The organism is Pontiella agarivorans (assembly GCF_034531395.1).
Taxonomy (GTDB): domain Bacteria; phylum Verrucomicrobiota; class Kiritimatiellia; order Kiritimatiellales; family Pontiellaceae; genus Pontiella; species Pontiella agarivorans.
The window spans coordinates 511,541-526,842 of the sequence record NZ_JARVCO010000002.1; the positions used below are offsets into that span (position 1 = coordinate 511,541).

The window sequence follows — 15,302 nt, forward strand, 5'->3', positions numbered from 1 at the left end:
GCTTAAAAGGGGGACTCTCTTACGTTTTCCAGCGGTTGGAAGCAAGCGGAATTGTAAGCCGGTTATTCAGATTCAGTTTAAATATGGAAGAGGAGGATTTATTTCTTTCATAGGCTGGACGGGTCCGTCATGGTGCCGAAACTCAAAAAGGCGATGATAATGGTCGTGTTTTTGTGCGGCTGCTGTAACGGTGGTTCAGAGGGGAGAAGAGGATGTTGGACAAAAAAGCGGTGGTTCTTGCTGTGCTGGTGGGTATTCTGGTTGGAACCGGTGCGTTTACCATGAAATATGCGGAGGGGCTTTCCTATATGAGTTCCGATCCGAAAGCCTGTGTGAACTGCCATATCATGACGCCGCAGTACGATTCCTGGGTGAAATCGAGTCATCATGCGCAGGCGACCTGTGTTGATTGCCATCTTCCCCATGATTTTATCGGCAAATACATCGCAAAAGCGGAAAACGGCTGGCACCACTCAAAAGCCTTCACAACACAGAATTTTCATGAGCCCATTATGATTAAGGGCAAGAACAAGGGGATTCTGCAGCATAACTGCGTGGAGTGTCATGAGGATATGGTGCATGAGATATTCAGAAGGGATATCACGGATCCGGATGCGGTGAGCTGTATCCACTGTCACGCATCCGTGGGTCATGGGGTATTGCCCACCGGTATTGGCGGGGCGGATCGAGGTGTGGAAAAAGAAAGGGAAAGTCATGAGTGAACGAGTGAAGAAACAGGGCGCGTCCGGGATTTATATTGTCATTATAGTGGCGGTCGCCATTTTATCAGCGTTGGTGGTCGGGTTGTTGACCAACATTACCGAACGGAAAGTCGAAGCCCGGCAGCAGTATCTGCGTGTGGTGGAAGTGACAGAAGATACAACGGATCCGGCGGTATGGGGGAAAAACTGGCCGAAACAGTATGACAGCTACAAGCGTACCGCTCTTTCCACTAAAACCACATTTGGCGGTCACGGCGGCAGCGAAGCGCTGCCCGAGCAGAAGATCGATCGGCCGGAATATCACTGGCTCAAGCGGATGTTTCTTGGATATGCATTTTCCATCGATTATCGCGATCGCCGCGGTCACGCCTATATGCTTTTTGATCAGGAGCAGACTGACCGTCATAAGGCCAAGCAGTCGGGCTCCTGTCTGCACTGTCATGCTTCACTTATGCCGGTTTACCGTGAACTGGGGGACGGGGATGCGATGGCCGGTATGAAAAAAACACATGCCATGTCGTATTGGGAGCTGAACGAAATGGCCCATGATATGGGGCATGCGCATCCGGTTTCCTGTGTGGATTGTCATGATCCGGAATCGATGGCCATTCGGGTGACACGACCGGGCTTTATTGATGGTATTCAGCGTTTGGCGAATTCGGACGCGCCGGTGCCGGCTATTCCGTCGATCGATATCTGGCGGCAGGGCGAACGTGAAACACCGTATGATCCGAATGAGGATGCGTCCCGCAATGAAATGCGTTCTTTTGTCTGTGGCCAGTGCCATGTTGAATATTATTGTTCATCTGATTTTCCACTCACGTTCCCGTGGGGCAACGGCCTGAGTATGGATGGTGCGGAAAAATTCTGGGATGAAACCAAACTGACGAGCGGCGAGCGGTTCTATGATTATAAACACAAAGAAACCGGCGCACCGATTCTGAAAGCGCAGCATCCTGAATTTGAGCTGTGGAGCCAGGGTGTTCATGCCCGCAGCGGGGTTTCCTGCTCGGACTGCCATATGCCTTATATGCGCGATGGCGCCTCCAAGGTTTCCGACCACTGGGTGCGCAGTCCGCTGCTGAATGTGAACCGGTCCTGTCAAACCTGTCATCGCAAATCGGAGCAGGATATTTTGGATCTCGTGGATTCGATCCAGCAGAAAAACTACAAATTGCTGCTGCGCGGCGGCGAAGCGTTGAATGATCTGATGGATGCGGTGATGGCGGCAAAAGAATCCGGAGCGACAGAGGATGAACTCACTGCGGCACTGGAGTTTCAGCGGAAGGCGCAGTGGCGCCTCGATTACATCGCTGCCGAGAATTCCATGGGCTTTCATGCGCCGCAGGAAGCGGCGCGCATTTTGGCGGAAGCGGCCGACTATGCCCGCCAGGGCCAGGTTGAGGCGCTCAAGCTGACCCGTCAGTAAATTCTCTCTCCTCGAAACGTCCGGAAAGGGCGCCCTGATTTCATTTCGGGCGTCCTTTTCATTTAATCAGGATGGACGCCGTTGGGCGGAATATGAAAAAGTGGCGTCATTGTTGATTAACCAGTTCAGGGAGAAGTTATGACTCAGGAAGAAGTGCTTGAAATTTTTAAAAAGACGAATGCGTTGCTGGAAGGCCACTTTGAGTTGCGCTCCGGTCTCCACAGTAATCAGTTTTTTCAATGTGCACTCGTATTGCAGCACCCGCGAATTTCCGGGAAGCTCTGCGAGGCGCTGGTGGAAAAAATGAAAGCTGAACTTGAGGATCTCAATGTGGATACCGTAATTGCGCCGGCCATGGGCGGGATTACCATCGGTCATGATGTGGCCCGTGCGCTGGGCGTCCGGTTTATTTTTGTGGAGAAAGAGGATAATGCACTGAAGCTGCGACGCTTTAAAATTGAAAAGGGCGAACGGTTTGTTATTGCCGAAGATGTGGTGACGCGCGGTGGGCGGGTGCAGGAGACTGTTGATATCGTTAAGGAGAATGGCGGTGAGGTTGCCGCGATCGGTATTCTCGTGAATCGCAGTGGCGGAAAGGCGGCATTCGATGCGCCGCTTGTCAGTTTGCTCGATATCGAACCGGTGACGTATGATCCGTCCAACTGCCCGCTCTGTGAAGCGGGACTGGAACTGGTACATCCCGGAAGTAAATAAGTTAAGACAAGTCCCGCATTGATCGGGACTTTTTTATTGGTTTTTCCGGGAATCGCGGCGGTGACAAAAATAGTCAATCGCTTTGACTTGGGAAAATTGAATGGGTACTTTACGAAGCTTGTTTTTTAGAAATTTTAAGGAGGTTGCCTGTGTCGCATCCGTTGGAACCTATTTTTGCCCTTCAGAAGAAGGATCGTAAACTGATCAAACTCCTGCGGGAGATTCGCGATATTCCGAAACGGAAAAGCGATATTGAACTGCAGCTGAGCGGCTCGAAGAAGAAGCTCGAGATGGCGCTCGACAGTAAAAAACACACCGAGGCCACGCTGAAAGAGCAGGAACTTGAGGTGGAAGCACTCAAGGAACGGGTCACCAAATACAAAAACCAGCAGATGGATGCGGAGACGAACGAGCAGTATCGCGCCTTCGTTAAAGAGATCGGCGCGGTTGAGGACGAAATCAAGGTGCTCGAAGAAAAAGAGATCAAGTTGATGGAGGATCTCGAAGCCGGCAAAGCCATTGTGGCTGAATGCGAGGAAAAGCTGAGCCATGAGCGCGAAGGCATTTCCGATGAATTGGAAGAGCTGGATGAACGCCAGGCGTATCTCGAAGAAAAAGTCGGGAAAATGAAAGCCGACCGTAACCGGATGGCGGCAGAGTGCGATAAGCAGCTTCTGGCAAAATATATGCGTATTCTGCAGAACAAAAAAGATATGGCCATTGTGCTGGTTGAAGAAGGCGGACATTGTGGAGGCTGCCATATGAAACTTCCGCCGCAGGTAGTTAATGATGCGCGGAATCCGACCAAGATTGTCGGGTGCAATTTCTGTGGACGCATTGTCTACAACCCTCCGTATGGAGGATGAATTAAGTTTCAGGTGCTCAAGGATTAAGTTGTTTCTGTAACAGCTTAAGAGCTGCGCACTTGAAAAGTAACCTTTTCAGGCAGGGTGTATCGGTCGCTCCGCAGATGCGGGGAGGAAAGTCCGGACTCCGCAGGGCAGGACGTCCCGTGGTTAACGCGGGAACCCATGTGCCAGATCGCATGGGATGGAAAGTGCCGCAGAAAATATACCGCCCCGGCTTGCCGGGGTAAGGGTGAAATGGTGGGGTAAGAGCCCACCGCGCGGAAGGTGACGACCGCGGCAGGGTAAACCCCGTCCGGAGCAAGATCAAATAGGGAACTTAGGAGCGGCCCGCTCTGTTTAAGGTTCCGGGTAGATCGCATAGATAAATGATCGACGCCTTCGGGTGAACAGAATCCGGCTTACCGCCCTGCCTGTCTTTCTTAATACGCATTGCAGTTTTGCAATGCGTGTTTTTTTTAATTCGGCATCCGGCCTTGCTGAATGACTTCGTAAGCCAGGCGTTCCACGGCTTTTCCATTCGGCAGTTCGAGTTTGTTTTTGATGTTGATTCGGTGGGTATCAACGGTATTGCGGCTGATGCTGAGGCGTTCGCTGATCAGAGCGGTATCAAGGCCTTCGCCGATCAGTTGGAAGATATCCATTTCCCGGTTGGACAGTGTGTCGAGCAGGGTATGCGGAGTCTCAGAATACCCTTTTAATTTTTTCCTGATGCGATCAATCATATCCTCGGAAAAAAAGAGCTCTCCGGAACAAACTTTACGAATGGCCAGTTTAAGCGTATTTGGGGGCGAGGTTTTCATGACATATCCATGGGCACCTGCCGCAGCCGTACGTTCGGCAAAGAGCTTTTCTTCAGACATGGTGTAAACCAGAATTTTCAGATCCGGATAAAGCTTTCTGATCTGTTGGATCAGGTAGGTGCCGTCTGTTCCGCCCAGCGAAAGATCAACGATGGCGATGTCCGTGCTTTCGGAACAAAGTTTTTTCAGTGCTTCGTCAGCGGAGGAGGCGGTGCTGGAGATTTCCAGATCACTTTCGGATGCCAACAGCGTTTTTAAACCGTCATGAATGATCGGATGATCATCAATGACCATAATGCGGTGTGTCAATTTATTCATTTTATTCCAACCCCTAGAACGAATGATATAGAAACATAGTAGGGAGCAGGGGGCGGCAAACAAAGTATTTTTTCGGGAATAAAGAGGGGGTGTGCATAGAAAAGCTATTAGGTTTTACCTGACCGGGAGGGGAGCAGGCTTTTGATGAGCACGGCCAGCAGCAGAATTGTCCACACCATGTTGAGGGGAGAGTTCGATTCGTGCATATGACAAACCTGTTCTTCAATGCCCAGCGCCGGAGAAAAGAAATTGATGATGAATCCTGCCGCCAGTGCGCAGAGCGAAAGCGTGATGAGGAAGACGGTCAGTTCTTTTTTTCCGATAATCTGCCAGAGCGTTGTCAGTGTGGCCGCATTGGTTGCGGGCCCGGTGATGAGAAATACGAGGGCGGCCCCGGGAGAAAGGCCTGCTTTGATGAAGGCCAGTGCAATCGGGACAGAGGCTGAGGAGCAGACATAGAGCGGAATTCCGATGAACAGCATCAGAATCATGGCGAACGGCGAATGACCCAGCCGGTCGGCAAAGAAGTTATCGGGAATAATCCCGCTGATGACGCCGGAGATGATAATGCCGATCAGCATGGCCTGAGCGATTTTTCCCGGCAATGTGATAAAGCCGTATTTGAGCATGCGGAGGAGGATATGATTCCGCTGTTCAGCAGCTTCGGTTTTTTCCTCTTCTTCCTGTTTATCGTTTCCGGAGGCAGGAACGGCTTCGACAGCGATCCCGCAGAGAATGCCGGATAGAAAAGCGGCCAGTGCCCGGAATACGGAAAAAAACCAGCCTAGCAGGGCGTAGGTGACCAGCAGCGAATCGACACCGGTTTGGGGAGTTGAGGCAAGAAACGAGGCGGTTGCGCCCCGGCTGGCACCGTGTTTGCGCAACAGCGCTGCAAAGGGGATCACTCCGCAGGAACAGATCGGCATCGGTACGCCGACCAGTGCGGCTTTGATGGAGCCCATAAGACGGTTTCCGCCCAGATGGCGTTTTACAAAATCGCGGGAGATGAGTTGCGAAAGAATTCCCGCCATCAGAAAGCCGAACAGGAGATAGGGCGCCATCTCAACGGTGACGAGCCAGATTTCGTTAAGAATATTTTTAAGCATTTCCATACCAGATTCCTTGCGGGTCAGCTTATGGAATGTTTGTTCCGGTACAAGCCTTATCCGTCGGGGTTTATGGCCCCGGATTGAAGTTGTTTTGCGTTTAGAGGCGGCCCTGCTATATTTCCGGGCTATGGAATTTTCGAAAATCATCCGGGAAAAACTGAAAAAACTGCCCGACGAACCGGGGTGCTACCTGATGCGTGACCGCGACGGGAAAATCATCTATATCGGTAAAGCGGCTTCGTTGCGCAAGCGCGTGCAGAGCTACTTTCGTTCGCATACGCGCCGGACCGCCCAGCCGAAGATTCGCAGTCTGATCAGTTCCATCGAGGATTTTGATATTGTGGTGCTCAAGAGCGAGGCTGAGGCGATTCTCACAGAAGGCAAGCTGATCAAAGAGTACCGGCCGCATTACAACACACTTTGGAAAGACGATAAGCGCTTTCAGATGATCCGCGTTGATGTGCAGCATCCGTTTCCAACCATTGGAAAGTGCCGAATCAGAAAAAAGGACGGCGCGGAATATTTCGGGCCTTACACCTCGGGGATGGCGGCCAAAGTGGCGGTGGAATTTCTGGAACGCAAGTTCGGGTTGCGCCGCTGTCGTCCGCGCGAACCGGATGAGGAGACCTATAAGCACTGTAATGACGATATTATTGCCAACTGTTCGGCTCCCTGCATCGGAAACGTATCACCCGGGGAATACCGCCGGCGAGTGGAGGAGGTCTGCGCCTTTCTTCGGGGTGAACGGATGGAGATGCTCAAGGAGCTTCGTGCGGAAATGGAGCAGGCGGCGTCCGAACTGAAGTTTGAAGAGGCGGCGGCGCTGCGTGATGTGCTTTTGCATTTGAACAACGCTGTGCGCGAGCGGGCCAAGGTGCGTAAAACGCCGAAGATGAAACAGGATGAGGCGCGGATCGGTCTGAAGCAGCTGCAGAAACAGCTGAAGTTGTCGGCGGAGCCGCGGGTGATTGAGTGTTTTGATATTTCAAATATTTCAGGAACAAATTCGGTGGCCAGTATGGTGTGTGCTGTGGACGGGGTTCCGTATCCAAACCGATACCGCCGTTTTCGGATTAAAACGGTGGAGGGGGCGGATGACCCGCGGTCGATGGCAGAGGTGGTGCGGCGGCGTTATTCGCGACTGCAGCGCGAAAAAAAGGAGATGCCGGGACTGGTGATGGTGGACGGCGGAATTACGCAGCTGCGGGCGGCAAAGGCCGAGCTGCGTTTGCTGGGACTGGATGACTTGCCGATTGTGGGGCTGGCCAAGCGCTATGAAGAGATTGTCTGGGATTACGATGAAAACTCGGGAAATCTGGTGCTGCCGCGCAATTCGCCTGAACTGACGGTGGTAACGCGGCTGCGTGATGAGGCGCATCGTTTTGCGATTACCTATCACCGTGAACTGCGGCGGCGGCGGATTATGGAATCGCGGTTGGATGAAATTCCGGGGATTGGAAGTTCCAAGAAGGAAATGCTTTTGAAACACTTCGGATCCATTACCCGCCTGAACCGGGCTTCGGTCGAACAGATTTCAGAAGCGCCGGGTATTGGAAAAAAAACAGCGGAGCTGATCCGCGCAGAACTGGATAAAAAATGAGCGTACCGACAAGACGATTTGGAAGAACGGAAGTGCAGATGCCGGTGTTGAGCTGCGGCGGCATGCGTTACCAGCAGGGGTGGGATGATTTGGAGCCTGAGAAAATTGATCCGAAAATTCAGGACAATCTGGAAGCCACGGTACATCGGGCGTTGGAGCTGGGGATCAGCCATATCGAAACGGCGCGTGGTTACGGGCCCTCGGAAATGCAACTGGGCTGGGTGCTGCCCGAAATCGATCGGGAAAGCTATCTGCTGCAGACCAAGATCGGAGTGAAAGAGACTGCCGAAGAATTTCTTGAGGTTTTTGAAACCTCGATGAAAAACCTGCAGGTGGATTATGTAGATTTTCTTTCGATTCACGGGATCAATCTGCCGGAGCATATTGATACGTGTCTGAAGAAGGGTGGATGTGTGGAGGCGGTCCGGAAGCTGCAGCAGGAGGGCCGGGTTCGATTTTGCGGGTTTTCGACGCATGGTGGCCCGGAGGTGGTGGTGCCGGCCTGTGAAACCGGTGAGTTTGATTATGTGAATCTTCATTGGTATTTTATTTATGATCCGCTCCATTGGCCGATGGTTGAGGCGGCGGCGAAACAGGATATGGGCGTCTTTATCATCAGCCCGAATGACAAAGGCGGGATGCTGTATAAACCGACTGAAAAAATGGCGGCTTTGTGCAATCCATTGACGCCGATGCAGTGGAATGACCTGTATTGTCTGCAGCGTCCGGAAGTGCATACGCTGAGCATCGGTGCTGCAAAGCCGTCGGATTTTGAAGAGCATGTCGAGGCGGTGTCCCGTCATCTGGATGATCCGATAGTTGGTGATATTGAACAGCGTATTATCCGGTCGCTGGAAAATGATCTGGGGGCTGACTGGATGAGGCACTGGCACGAAGGCCTGCCCTTTTACCTGGATGTTCCCGGCGAAATCAATGTGCGTGAAATTTTGCGGTTGTGGACGTTTGATCGGGGGCTCGGGCTGCGCGAGTTTGCAAAAATGCGTTATAATTTATTGGGTAATGCGTCGCATTGGTTTCCGGGTCAACAGGCCGCTGAGGTCGATTCGGTGGACTGGAGCTGCCTGAAAAACAGCCGTTTTGCGGATCGTATTCCGGATCTTCTTAAAGAGGCGCATGCGCTTTACTGGGAGGATAAAGAGGCGAAACGCCTGAGCGAAAGTTAGAGCGACAGCACGTATTCGATCAGGTCATTTTTCTCTTCAGGGGTGAGTGCGGAAACGTTTCCGTATTTATCGCCGTGCCGGAATTCGTTGAACAGATCCTGGAGGGTGGCGGCCCGCCCGTCGTGCAGATAGGGTGCGGTGCGCCATGCTTCGGTCAGATGCGGGACATCGATCGGCAGTCCTTCATCGAGCCCCTTGGCGGTGCCCATATCATACATCCCATGATCCGAGTGATAGGGGCCGGAGTGGCAGTTGATACAGCCCGCGCTGGAAAAGATCTTTTTTCCGCGCTGTGCCGCGGCGCTGAGTTTTCCTTGCTCTAAATACGGGCTGGGTACAGCGGTCAGACTTTTCAAATAGGCGTCGATTGCCTGGGCGTCTTTTTCCGGCCGTACGGCAAATTGAATGTGACGCAGGCCGGCACGTACGCCGACATAGGCATCGGCCCGAACGCCGAGCCACATTGCGCGCGGATTTTCATGCGCGTGCAGCATGGATTTTACATTTTTCGGGTTTCCGATCCCGTCGTTGAGCAGGTCCCAGTTGAGGGCATCGGTCCGGGCATCGGGGTGGCAGGTGGCGCAGCTGAGCCAGTTCTGAAAGCAGAGTCCGGCATCGTTAAAATAGATTTCGCCCTGACGGACCTGCGTGACGGGTTGTTTGGCATCAAGCGCAACCGGTGTGGACGTGGTTTTCCAGTCTTTGGAAATGTGAACGATTTCGACGTCGTCCGAGAAATAGTGGGCGACATAAACGGTGCTGCCGTCAACGACGAGTGAGCGGGGGCCGTTGCCTTTCAATTTCATCCTTTTTCGGATGCCGGAGAGGAAGGAGAGGTTGTTATGTGCGTTCAAATGGGCCTGGCCGGAGTTGGCAGCGGCTTCCGCAGCCACTTTTTCTGAGAGTGCGGTAAGGTTGATCAGGCTGATTTCGTGGTTGCCGGCAGAGGAGACGACCAGCATTTTTCCATCGTTGGAAAAGCCGATTGCCCAGGGATTGGGGAATCCCTGATCCACATCATCGAGCAGGACGGTGTATTGCAAGGTCTGGCTTTCCACGTCGATGACGCTGAGAGCATCGGTGGAGACCCAGCCGCGTTCGAGCTGCGTGGTCGGTACCAGAAAACGGGCCATGAGATGCGTCGCAAAAACTTTTTTGCCGTCGGGCGACAGTTTGAGATCGCGCAGGCCTTCGGCGCCGTTGACGAGGGGAATAGTTTTTACGGTTCGAGTCTGTGTGTCGATAACTGATATTTTCGATGCAACGTAGTCGACGTCGGCTCGGCCGTCGGGAATGTGGTTGGCCACAAACAGATAACGGCCGTCAGGAGTGATGTCGGCGGCAATCGGCTCCCGGCGGACAGGAATTTGTGCCAAGGTTTTTCCGGAATGCAGATCAATGAATGAAACATTGTTATCGAACCGGTTGCAGATATAGAGGGTTTTTGCATCGGGGGAAAGGACGGGGGATGTCGGTGTGTGTCCGGTTTCCAGTGTCTGGAAAATCTCGCCGTTGCGGGCCATCCAAACCCGGCCGTTGTGTCCGCCGCCGGTGATGAGCATACGGTCACCGTCCATAACAAAACCGCTGGGTTCGGCGGGCAGTTTCAGCCAGGTGTTTACTTGAAGAGTTTCTTTGTGCAGTTGTTTGATCTGTTTTCCGGTGCGGGAGGCGATGAATAATGATTGTCCGTCGGCAGCTTGATGAATAGCGGTGGGGGATTGATAGGTCTGGGCGGCAACGCCTTGGACGAACAGAATAAGCAGTGTGGTTCGGTTGAGTAATTTCATCTTTTCTCTTTTATACAGGCGACGATACTCCGGCTGAAATAGAGACAGACGGTATTTCTTTTTGTCGGTTTGTAACCGATAGGACAAATGTCTGTGTTAGGATCATGTTAAATAATCAATGTTTTCTGGCATGTTGTATGCGTATATTGCATAGATGTAACCTCTCAAATAAAAAGGGTTGGCTTTTTGGATATGGCAATGTGCCGAAAGATTTTAATATTGACTGTAGTTTTGGCGTTTTGTGCTGTGGACGGTTTATTTGCACAGGGCAAAAGCAGTTTTGAAACCGGTGATTTTACAGGCTGGAATGTGCAGGGCAAGGGGTGGACGATTTATAGTCGCGATGCTTCCGATGGTTCTAAGTCGGCCCTGTGTACGGTGTCGAAAGGTGAGCCGGCGGGGGTGATGGCCTGTGCCAAAGTTGTGAAAGCCCAGCCCGGTTTTGTGGTCAAGGTGGATCTGGATCTGGCTGGAAAGGCGAGGCACAACAGTTCGCGGGTTAAAATTTCGGTGATCTGCGTGGATGCCGGCGGCGGTATTCTGCAGGAAGTGGAAAAAACAGTCGCCGTACCTTCATCGGATTTTCATCGGATTTCGGTGCCGGAACTGATTGTTCCTGCAAAAACAGCGGAAACATATGTCATGCTGATGGTCGAGGTTACGAAGACTGCCAAGAGTACCGAGTGGTGGCGTTTCGACAATGTGCTCATTCGTGTTGAATGATCGATCCGGTTCACTTTTCTTCAATAGATCATATTCGTGCCTTATTTAATGTTACAGAAAACATAGAAGATCTCATTATGGGGCCTTGGGCTACCGGTGAAGTAACTGTGGTTACGCTTAATGACTTTGAAATGAGCGAAATCACCGAAACGGTATTTGATTCAGGGTCCGGTAAAATCTTCGTGAAACTGCATCTCGAAAAACAGTAACCGCCTTCTGTATTGACCCAAAAAGCCCCGCCTCTCCGGTGGGGCTTTTTTTGGGGGTTCACGCATTTGCCTGGATCGGCGCATTCTGCACATTTGTTTCAGGGCCGAGTTTTTGGCACTGCATGGGATGTTATTTTTAATCGCTGTAATCGATTTTATTCGGTGCCGTGAGTGAAAGACGGGTTGGCTTGAGGCTTAAGTTGCACGTGGAGGACTTTATGACGCATCGGTTTATTAAATCAGTGAAATGTACAAAATGGATAAAATGTTAAAGAAAACATATGTGCGTCTTTATGGTCCCGTTTTTGCAGATATTTTGAATGCTTTTGATCGCCCCTGTCTATCTTTTGGATAGGTGAAGATGTCGGCATAATGGGCTGAAAAACAAGGGGAAAATAGAAATCCATAAAAAAATGACACTATTATTGTTGCGTGAGACCCTTAACATTAATACCTTTCTTACCATCACAATAAAGGCCGCTGATCTATCCAAGGGGCTAGGTCACATGTAAAATGTTCATTCCGGGCGGTTGATCTGAGGAGAAATGAGATGAAAAGATTACTGTTATTGGTGTCGTGTGCCTGGATAACGGCGCTTGCGACACAGGCTGCTGAAATATGGAGTGAGGATTTCAGCACGTGGTCTGATGGAGATATTAACGGAGTAAATGGCTGGGTGACTTCGACTAACGGCTGGACGAACAGCGTGGTTAACGGGGAACTGATGCTGGAGCCGGAGGGTGACCGAATTATGTATTCGACGAGCGGGGCTGATCTGGCCTTCGGCGAAAGTGTTCGGATTACCGTGGATTACCGTATTGGTATGTCCAGCGAACGTAAGCATAGCGGTTTATTCGGATTCGGAATTCAGACCAACACGATGGCCACAGCAGGAACTTCGGAAGAGTTGATTAATACGTACCTGTTCGTTTTCGGTCAGGAGGGGTCCATTCGTGAAGATGGTCAATTCAACCAGTTTCCCGACAGCCAGCAATGGAACGGCCCGGGGACCTATGTCTTATCAGGCGCTGATCTTGGGTTGAACCCATACGGGTATTATACCAATGAAGCTCCGTATGACAGTGCGGCCTATATTGATCCCTTTTCGGACGATCTGCAGACGGTTTACACCATCACCAAATCTCATATTCAGGACGAATTTAATGTTTCTGTTTTAACGAGTAATAAATTGTCGGGTGTTACTTCGTCCGGCGCTGATTACGGTATTGCACGTTCCAATGCCTGGAATGCGTCTGAGCTTTACCTCACGCTGTACAGTGCCGGAGGAACGCATGTGAGCAACACCAACTATATCCAAAAGGTGACTTTCGAAAAACTTGATGTTGCGATGGATGCACCTACAGGCGTTGGAGCGCTTGGTATGGATGGTCAGGTTGATCTCTCCTGGACGATCATGCCCGGAGCGACTCAATATGAAGTTTACCGTACCACTACTCCGGGATCGTATAGTGCGCCGCTGGCAACGGTTGGCAGTGAGGGATATTCAGATGCATCCGTCGTTAACGGAACGACCTATTATTATTCTGTTGTTGCCAAGTATGCCGGTGGTGACTCGGTATTTTCTGATGAAGTATCAGCCACGCCGAAAACCATCTACAGCGATGCTCCGGTGTATTCCACCGATTTCAGCGGCATTAGCGGGGACTTGGCTGCAGATGCTGATTGGGTTGCGGTTTCCGGCAGCAGCAATAATGCATTCAATGTAATTTCGGACAGCGGAACCAATTGGGCGGACACGGTTTCGGTTTCCAACTTTTTTGATGAAACTGTGGGTAATGCAGTGTATGTGGATCGCCTGATGCGCAATGAAGCAGATGATGCCGTTGAGGGTTCGTTTGATGTGGTGGTCAGTGTGACGGCTGCAGGAACAGATGATTCGGATCATAACAATCAGGGTGTGTTGAGTTTCGGTATCACCAGCTCCTCTACTGAAGCGCTGGATGCAGATAAAGCCATGATGGCCATGTTTTATCTGGGCGTGCGTTTTGAAAACAATCTCTACGTGACGTTTGGTCAGGAGGGCAATGATATTGACAGTAATCGTCTGGCCTTCCTGGGCTGGAGTGAAGCCGGATGGAATCCGAAACCGCTTCTAGCTGTAAGCAAGTCCTATCTCGGAAATTCTGAGGCTCCACGTGATCTGGTCACAGATCTTCTGAATGTCAGCTGGAAAATCCGCAAGACGCGTGAGCCGGGCGTTTATCAGGCCTGGGCATCGTTGTCCAATACAGTTTCCGGTGTTGTTAACACGAGCTCCACTCTGATTGAGTTTGAAACCGATACCATGCAGGAAATGTACGATGCAACTGCCGGTGTATTTGCCATGGGGCGTCATCCCAATGCAAAAAAGGCTGAATACAATTCGGAACTGTTTGCCGCGGTCGAAAATGTGAGTATTGCACACTCGAGCGGGAATCTTCCGGACGTGATTGCTCCGACGGTAACCACAGTTCTGCCGGCCGACCGCTCCGTTACTATTGAATGGGATCCGGTGCTGGATGCGATGGGCGGATATACGTTGACTGTGGAAACGCCGGACAGTGAAACCTATGTGGTGGCGGATGGCATCACTGAAACTTCATTCACGGATTCACCGCGATGGAATGATGTGACCAATAGCTATACCCTGACGGCAAACTTTGATTCCGATCTTGCGCCGAATACGGCCAGCACAAACTTTTCTGCTGCTCCGATCGGACTTGAAACGGTCTTTGCGATGGACGGAAGCTATGGGGCCTACAAAGTGGACTTCGTTGCAGACAATACCGTTGTAACCAATGCGGGAAATACCGTGCGGTATGTTGATTATCTGTCCTCGCCGCTGTTTGTAACGGATGAGAACGGGTATACCGGTCCCACGCTGTATGCCTTGCTGCAGCAGGATATTCATGCAAACACCGCGAATTTTTATGCGGAGGCCAATACCGCCGGAGGTGGAAAAATCGGTATGAGCACGTCGGGATGGAATGCCTTTGGTAACGGCCTGTTTTTCATGCCGGTGTCGGATATGGGATATGGCGAATCGACGCTTGATGCTGTAAATAACGCGCCGTTAAGTACGTATGTATATTTCGGCAGCTGGACCTGGGGGGCCGGCAACGGTTCCGTACGCGCCGCTGTTCGTAATGGAAGCACCTGGTATGTGAGTGATACGAAATATGCCGCCAACTATGTTTCCGGCGGTGAACCGAAACCGGTGTATGTTTCGGACGTGGCTGCGGAAACGTGGTATGAGCTCGATATTTCCGATCCATCAGCCCATCTGGCTCCTGGCGCGACAACAGACGGAAGCGGGTTCACGGACGTCAATGCCATGGGCTGGTATTTTGACAATGCCGCTAATGCCTATGTCTACGAAATGGAAGTGAAGATCTCCGGTGCGCTGGCGTCGTATGACTTCTGGGCACAGAACAGCGGACTGGTCAGTTCGAATTCGGCCGCAGGGCTTGACCCCGATGGCGATTTGATTGTGAACAGCGCTGAATATGCCTTCGGTGGCGATCCGCTGGATCCTGAAAATGTCGGGAATCTTCCGGTCATGGATACTTCCATACATTCGGCACCGGGAACAGGAGATGATTCGTTCGTGTATGTTTATCAGAAACGCAGGGATCCGGTCAGCGGTATCACTTATAATCTGGAATCTACCGAGAATCTTATGCTGGGCTGGGATCCGGCCACCTTCACATCCACAGAATCCGTTCTGGATTATGAGTGGATGACGGTAACGAACTATATTCCGCTTATTTCCAATCAGCTGTTTATTCAATTGGATGCCCAGTAAACATCGGTACGCGGAAATATAAGAAACAGG

General features: G+C 51.4%; 12 protein-coding genes and 1 other RNA gene. 10 read left to right on the plus strand and 3 right to left on the minus strand.

Annotation, left to right across the window (positions count from 1 at the left end):
* The first annotated feature begins 212 nt into the window (after positions 1-212).
* The 5 genes from nrfH (at position 213) to rnpB (ending at position 4,151) form a co-directional block, all read left to right on the plus strand.
* A complete protein-coding gene (gene nrfH / locus P9H32_RS02175) occupies positions 213-722 on the plus strand; it encodes a cytochrome c nitrite reductase small subunit (RefSeq protein ID WP_322607221.1) in 510 nt (169 codons plus the stop codon).
* Positions 715-2,151: an ammonia-forming cytochrome c nitrite reductase subunit c552 gene (locus tag P9H32_RS02180; RefSeq protein ID WP_322607222.1), complete on the plus strand. Its 1,437-nt coding sequence runs from the start codon at positions 715-717 to the stop codon at positions 2,149-2,151. Before nrfH ends, P9H32_RS02180 begins: the two co-directional genes overlap by 8 nt.
* Positions 2,152-2,289: 138 nt before the next feature.
* On the plus strand, positions 2,290-2,865 hold the full coding sequence (pyrE, locus tag P9H32_RS02185) for an orotate phosphoribosyltransferase (protein WP_322607223.1): 576 nt from the start codon (positions 2,290-2,292) through the stop codon (positions 2,863-2,865).
* Positions 2,866-3,014: 149 nt separating this feature from the next.
* Positions 3,015-3,731, plus strand: a complete 717-nt coding sequence (locus P9H32_RS02190) for a zinc ribbon domain-containing protein (protein ID WP_322607224.1) — start codon at positions 3,015-3,017, stop codon at positions 3,729-3,731.
* 76 nt (positions 3,732-3,807) lie between these two features.
* Positions 3,808-4,151, plus strand: an RNA gene (gene rnpB, locus P9H32_RS02195) — RNase P RNA component class A.
* A 38-nt stretch (positions 4,152-4,189) separates the two neighbouring features.
* Here rnpB and P9H32_RS02200 read toward each other — a convergent pair.
* Complete coding sequence (locus P9H32_RS02200; protein ID WP_322607225.1) at positions 4,190-4,852, minus strand: response regulator transcription factor; 663 nt, start codon at positions 4,850-4,852, stop codon at positions 4,190-4,192.
* A gap of 107 nt (positions 4,853-4,959) precedes the next feature.
* Positions 4,960-5,964: a permease gene (locus tag P9H32_RS02205; RefSeq protein ID WP_322607226.1), complete on the minus strand. Its 1,005-nt coding sequence runs from the start codon at positions 5,962-5,964 to the stop codon at positions 4,960-4,962.
* Between the two features lie 124 nt (positions 5,965-6,088).
* Between P9H32_RS02205 and P9H32_RS02210 the strand changes: the two genes are divergently transcribed.
* Together P9H32_RS02210 and P9H32_RS02215 are read left to right on the plus strand one after the other, a co-directional pair.
* Positions 6,089-7,561 carry an excinuclease ABC subunit UvrC gene (locus tag P9H32_RS02210; RefSeq protein WP_322607227.1) on the plus strand — a complete coding sequence of 491 codons (1,473 nt, stop codon included), beginning with the start codon at positions 6,089-6,091 and terminating at the stop codon, positions 7,559-7,561.
* Positions 7,558-8,745, plus strand: coding sequence for an aldo/keto reductase (locus P9H32_RS02215; RefSeq protein WP_322607228.1), 1,188 nt, complete (start codon positions 7,558-7,560; stop codon positions 8,743-8,745). The genes P9H32_RS02210 and P9H32_RS02215 overlap by 4 nt, the downstream gene beginning before the upstream one ends.
* On the opposite strand, the gene P9H32_RS02220 is transcribed toward P9H32_RS02215, so the two are convergent.
* A complete protein-coding gene (locus P9H32_RS02220; protein WP_322607229.1) occupies positions 8,742-10,535 on the minus strand; it encodes a c-type cytochrome in 1,794 nt (597 codons plus the stop codon). The two genes, P9H32_RS02215 and P9H32_RS02220, sit on opposite strands and share 4 nt — an antisense overlap.
* A gap of 246 nt (positions 10,536-10,781) precedes the next feature.
* On the opposite strand from P9H32_RS02220, the gene P9H32_RS02225 reads away from it, so the two are divergent.
* The 3 genes from P9H32_RS02225 to P9H32_RS02235 all read left to right on the plus strand — a co-directional run bounded on the left by P9H32_RS02225 (position 10,782) and on the right by P9H32_RS02235 (position 15,272).
* A complete protein-coding gene (locus tag P9H32_RS02225; protein ID WP_322607230.1) occupies positions 10,782-11,258 on the plus strand; it encodes a hypothetical protein in 477 nt (158 codons plus the stop codon).
* A gap of 77 nt (positions 11,259-11,335) precedes the next feature.
* Positions 11,336-11,467 (plus strand): hypothetical protein, encoded by a 132-nt coding sequence (locus tag P9H32_RS02230; protein ID WP_322607231.1) that lies wholly within the window; start codon positions 11,336-11,338, stop codon positions 11,465-11,467.
* Between the two features lie 550 nt (positions 11,468-12,017).
* Positions 12,018-15,272 (plus strand): hypothetical protein, encoded by a 3,255-nt coding sequence (locus P9H32_RS02235; protein ID WP_322607232.1) that lies wholly within the window; start codon positions 12,018-12,020, stop codon positions 15,270-15,272.
* Positions 15,273-15,302 lie beyond the last annotated feature (30 nt).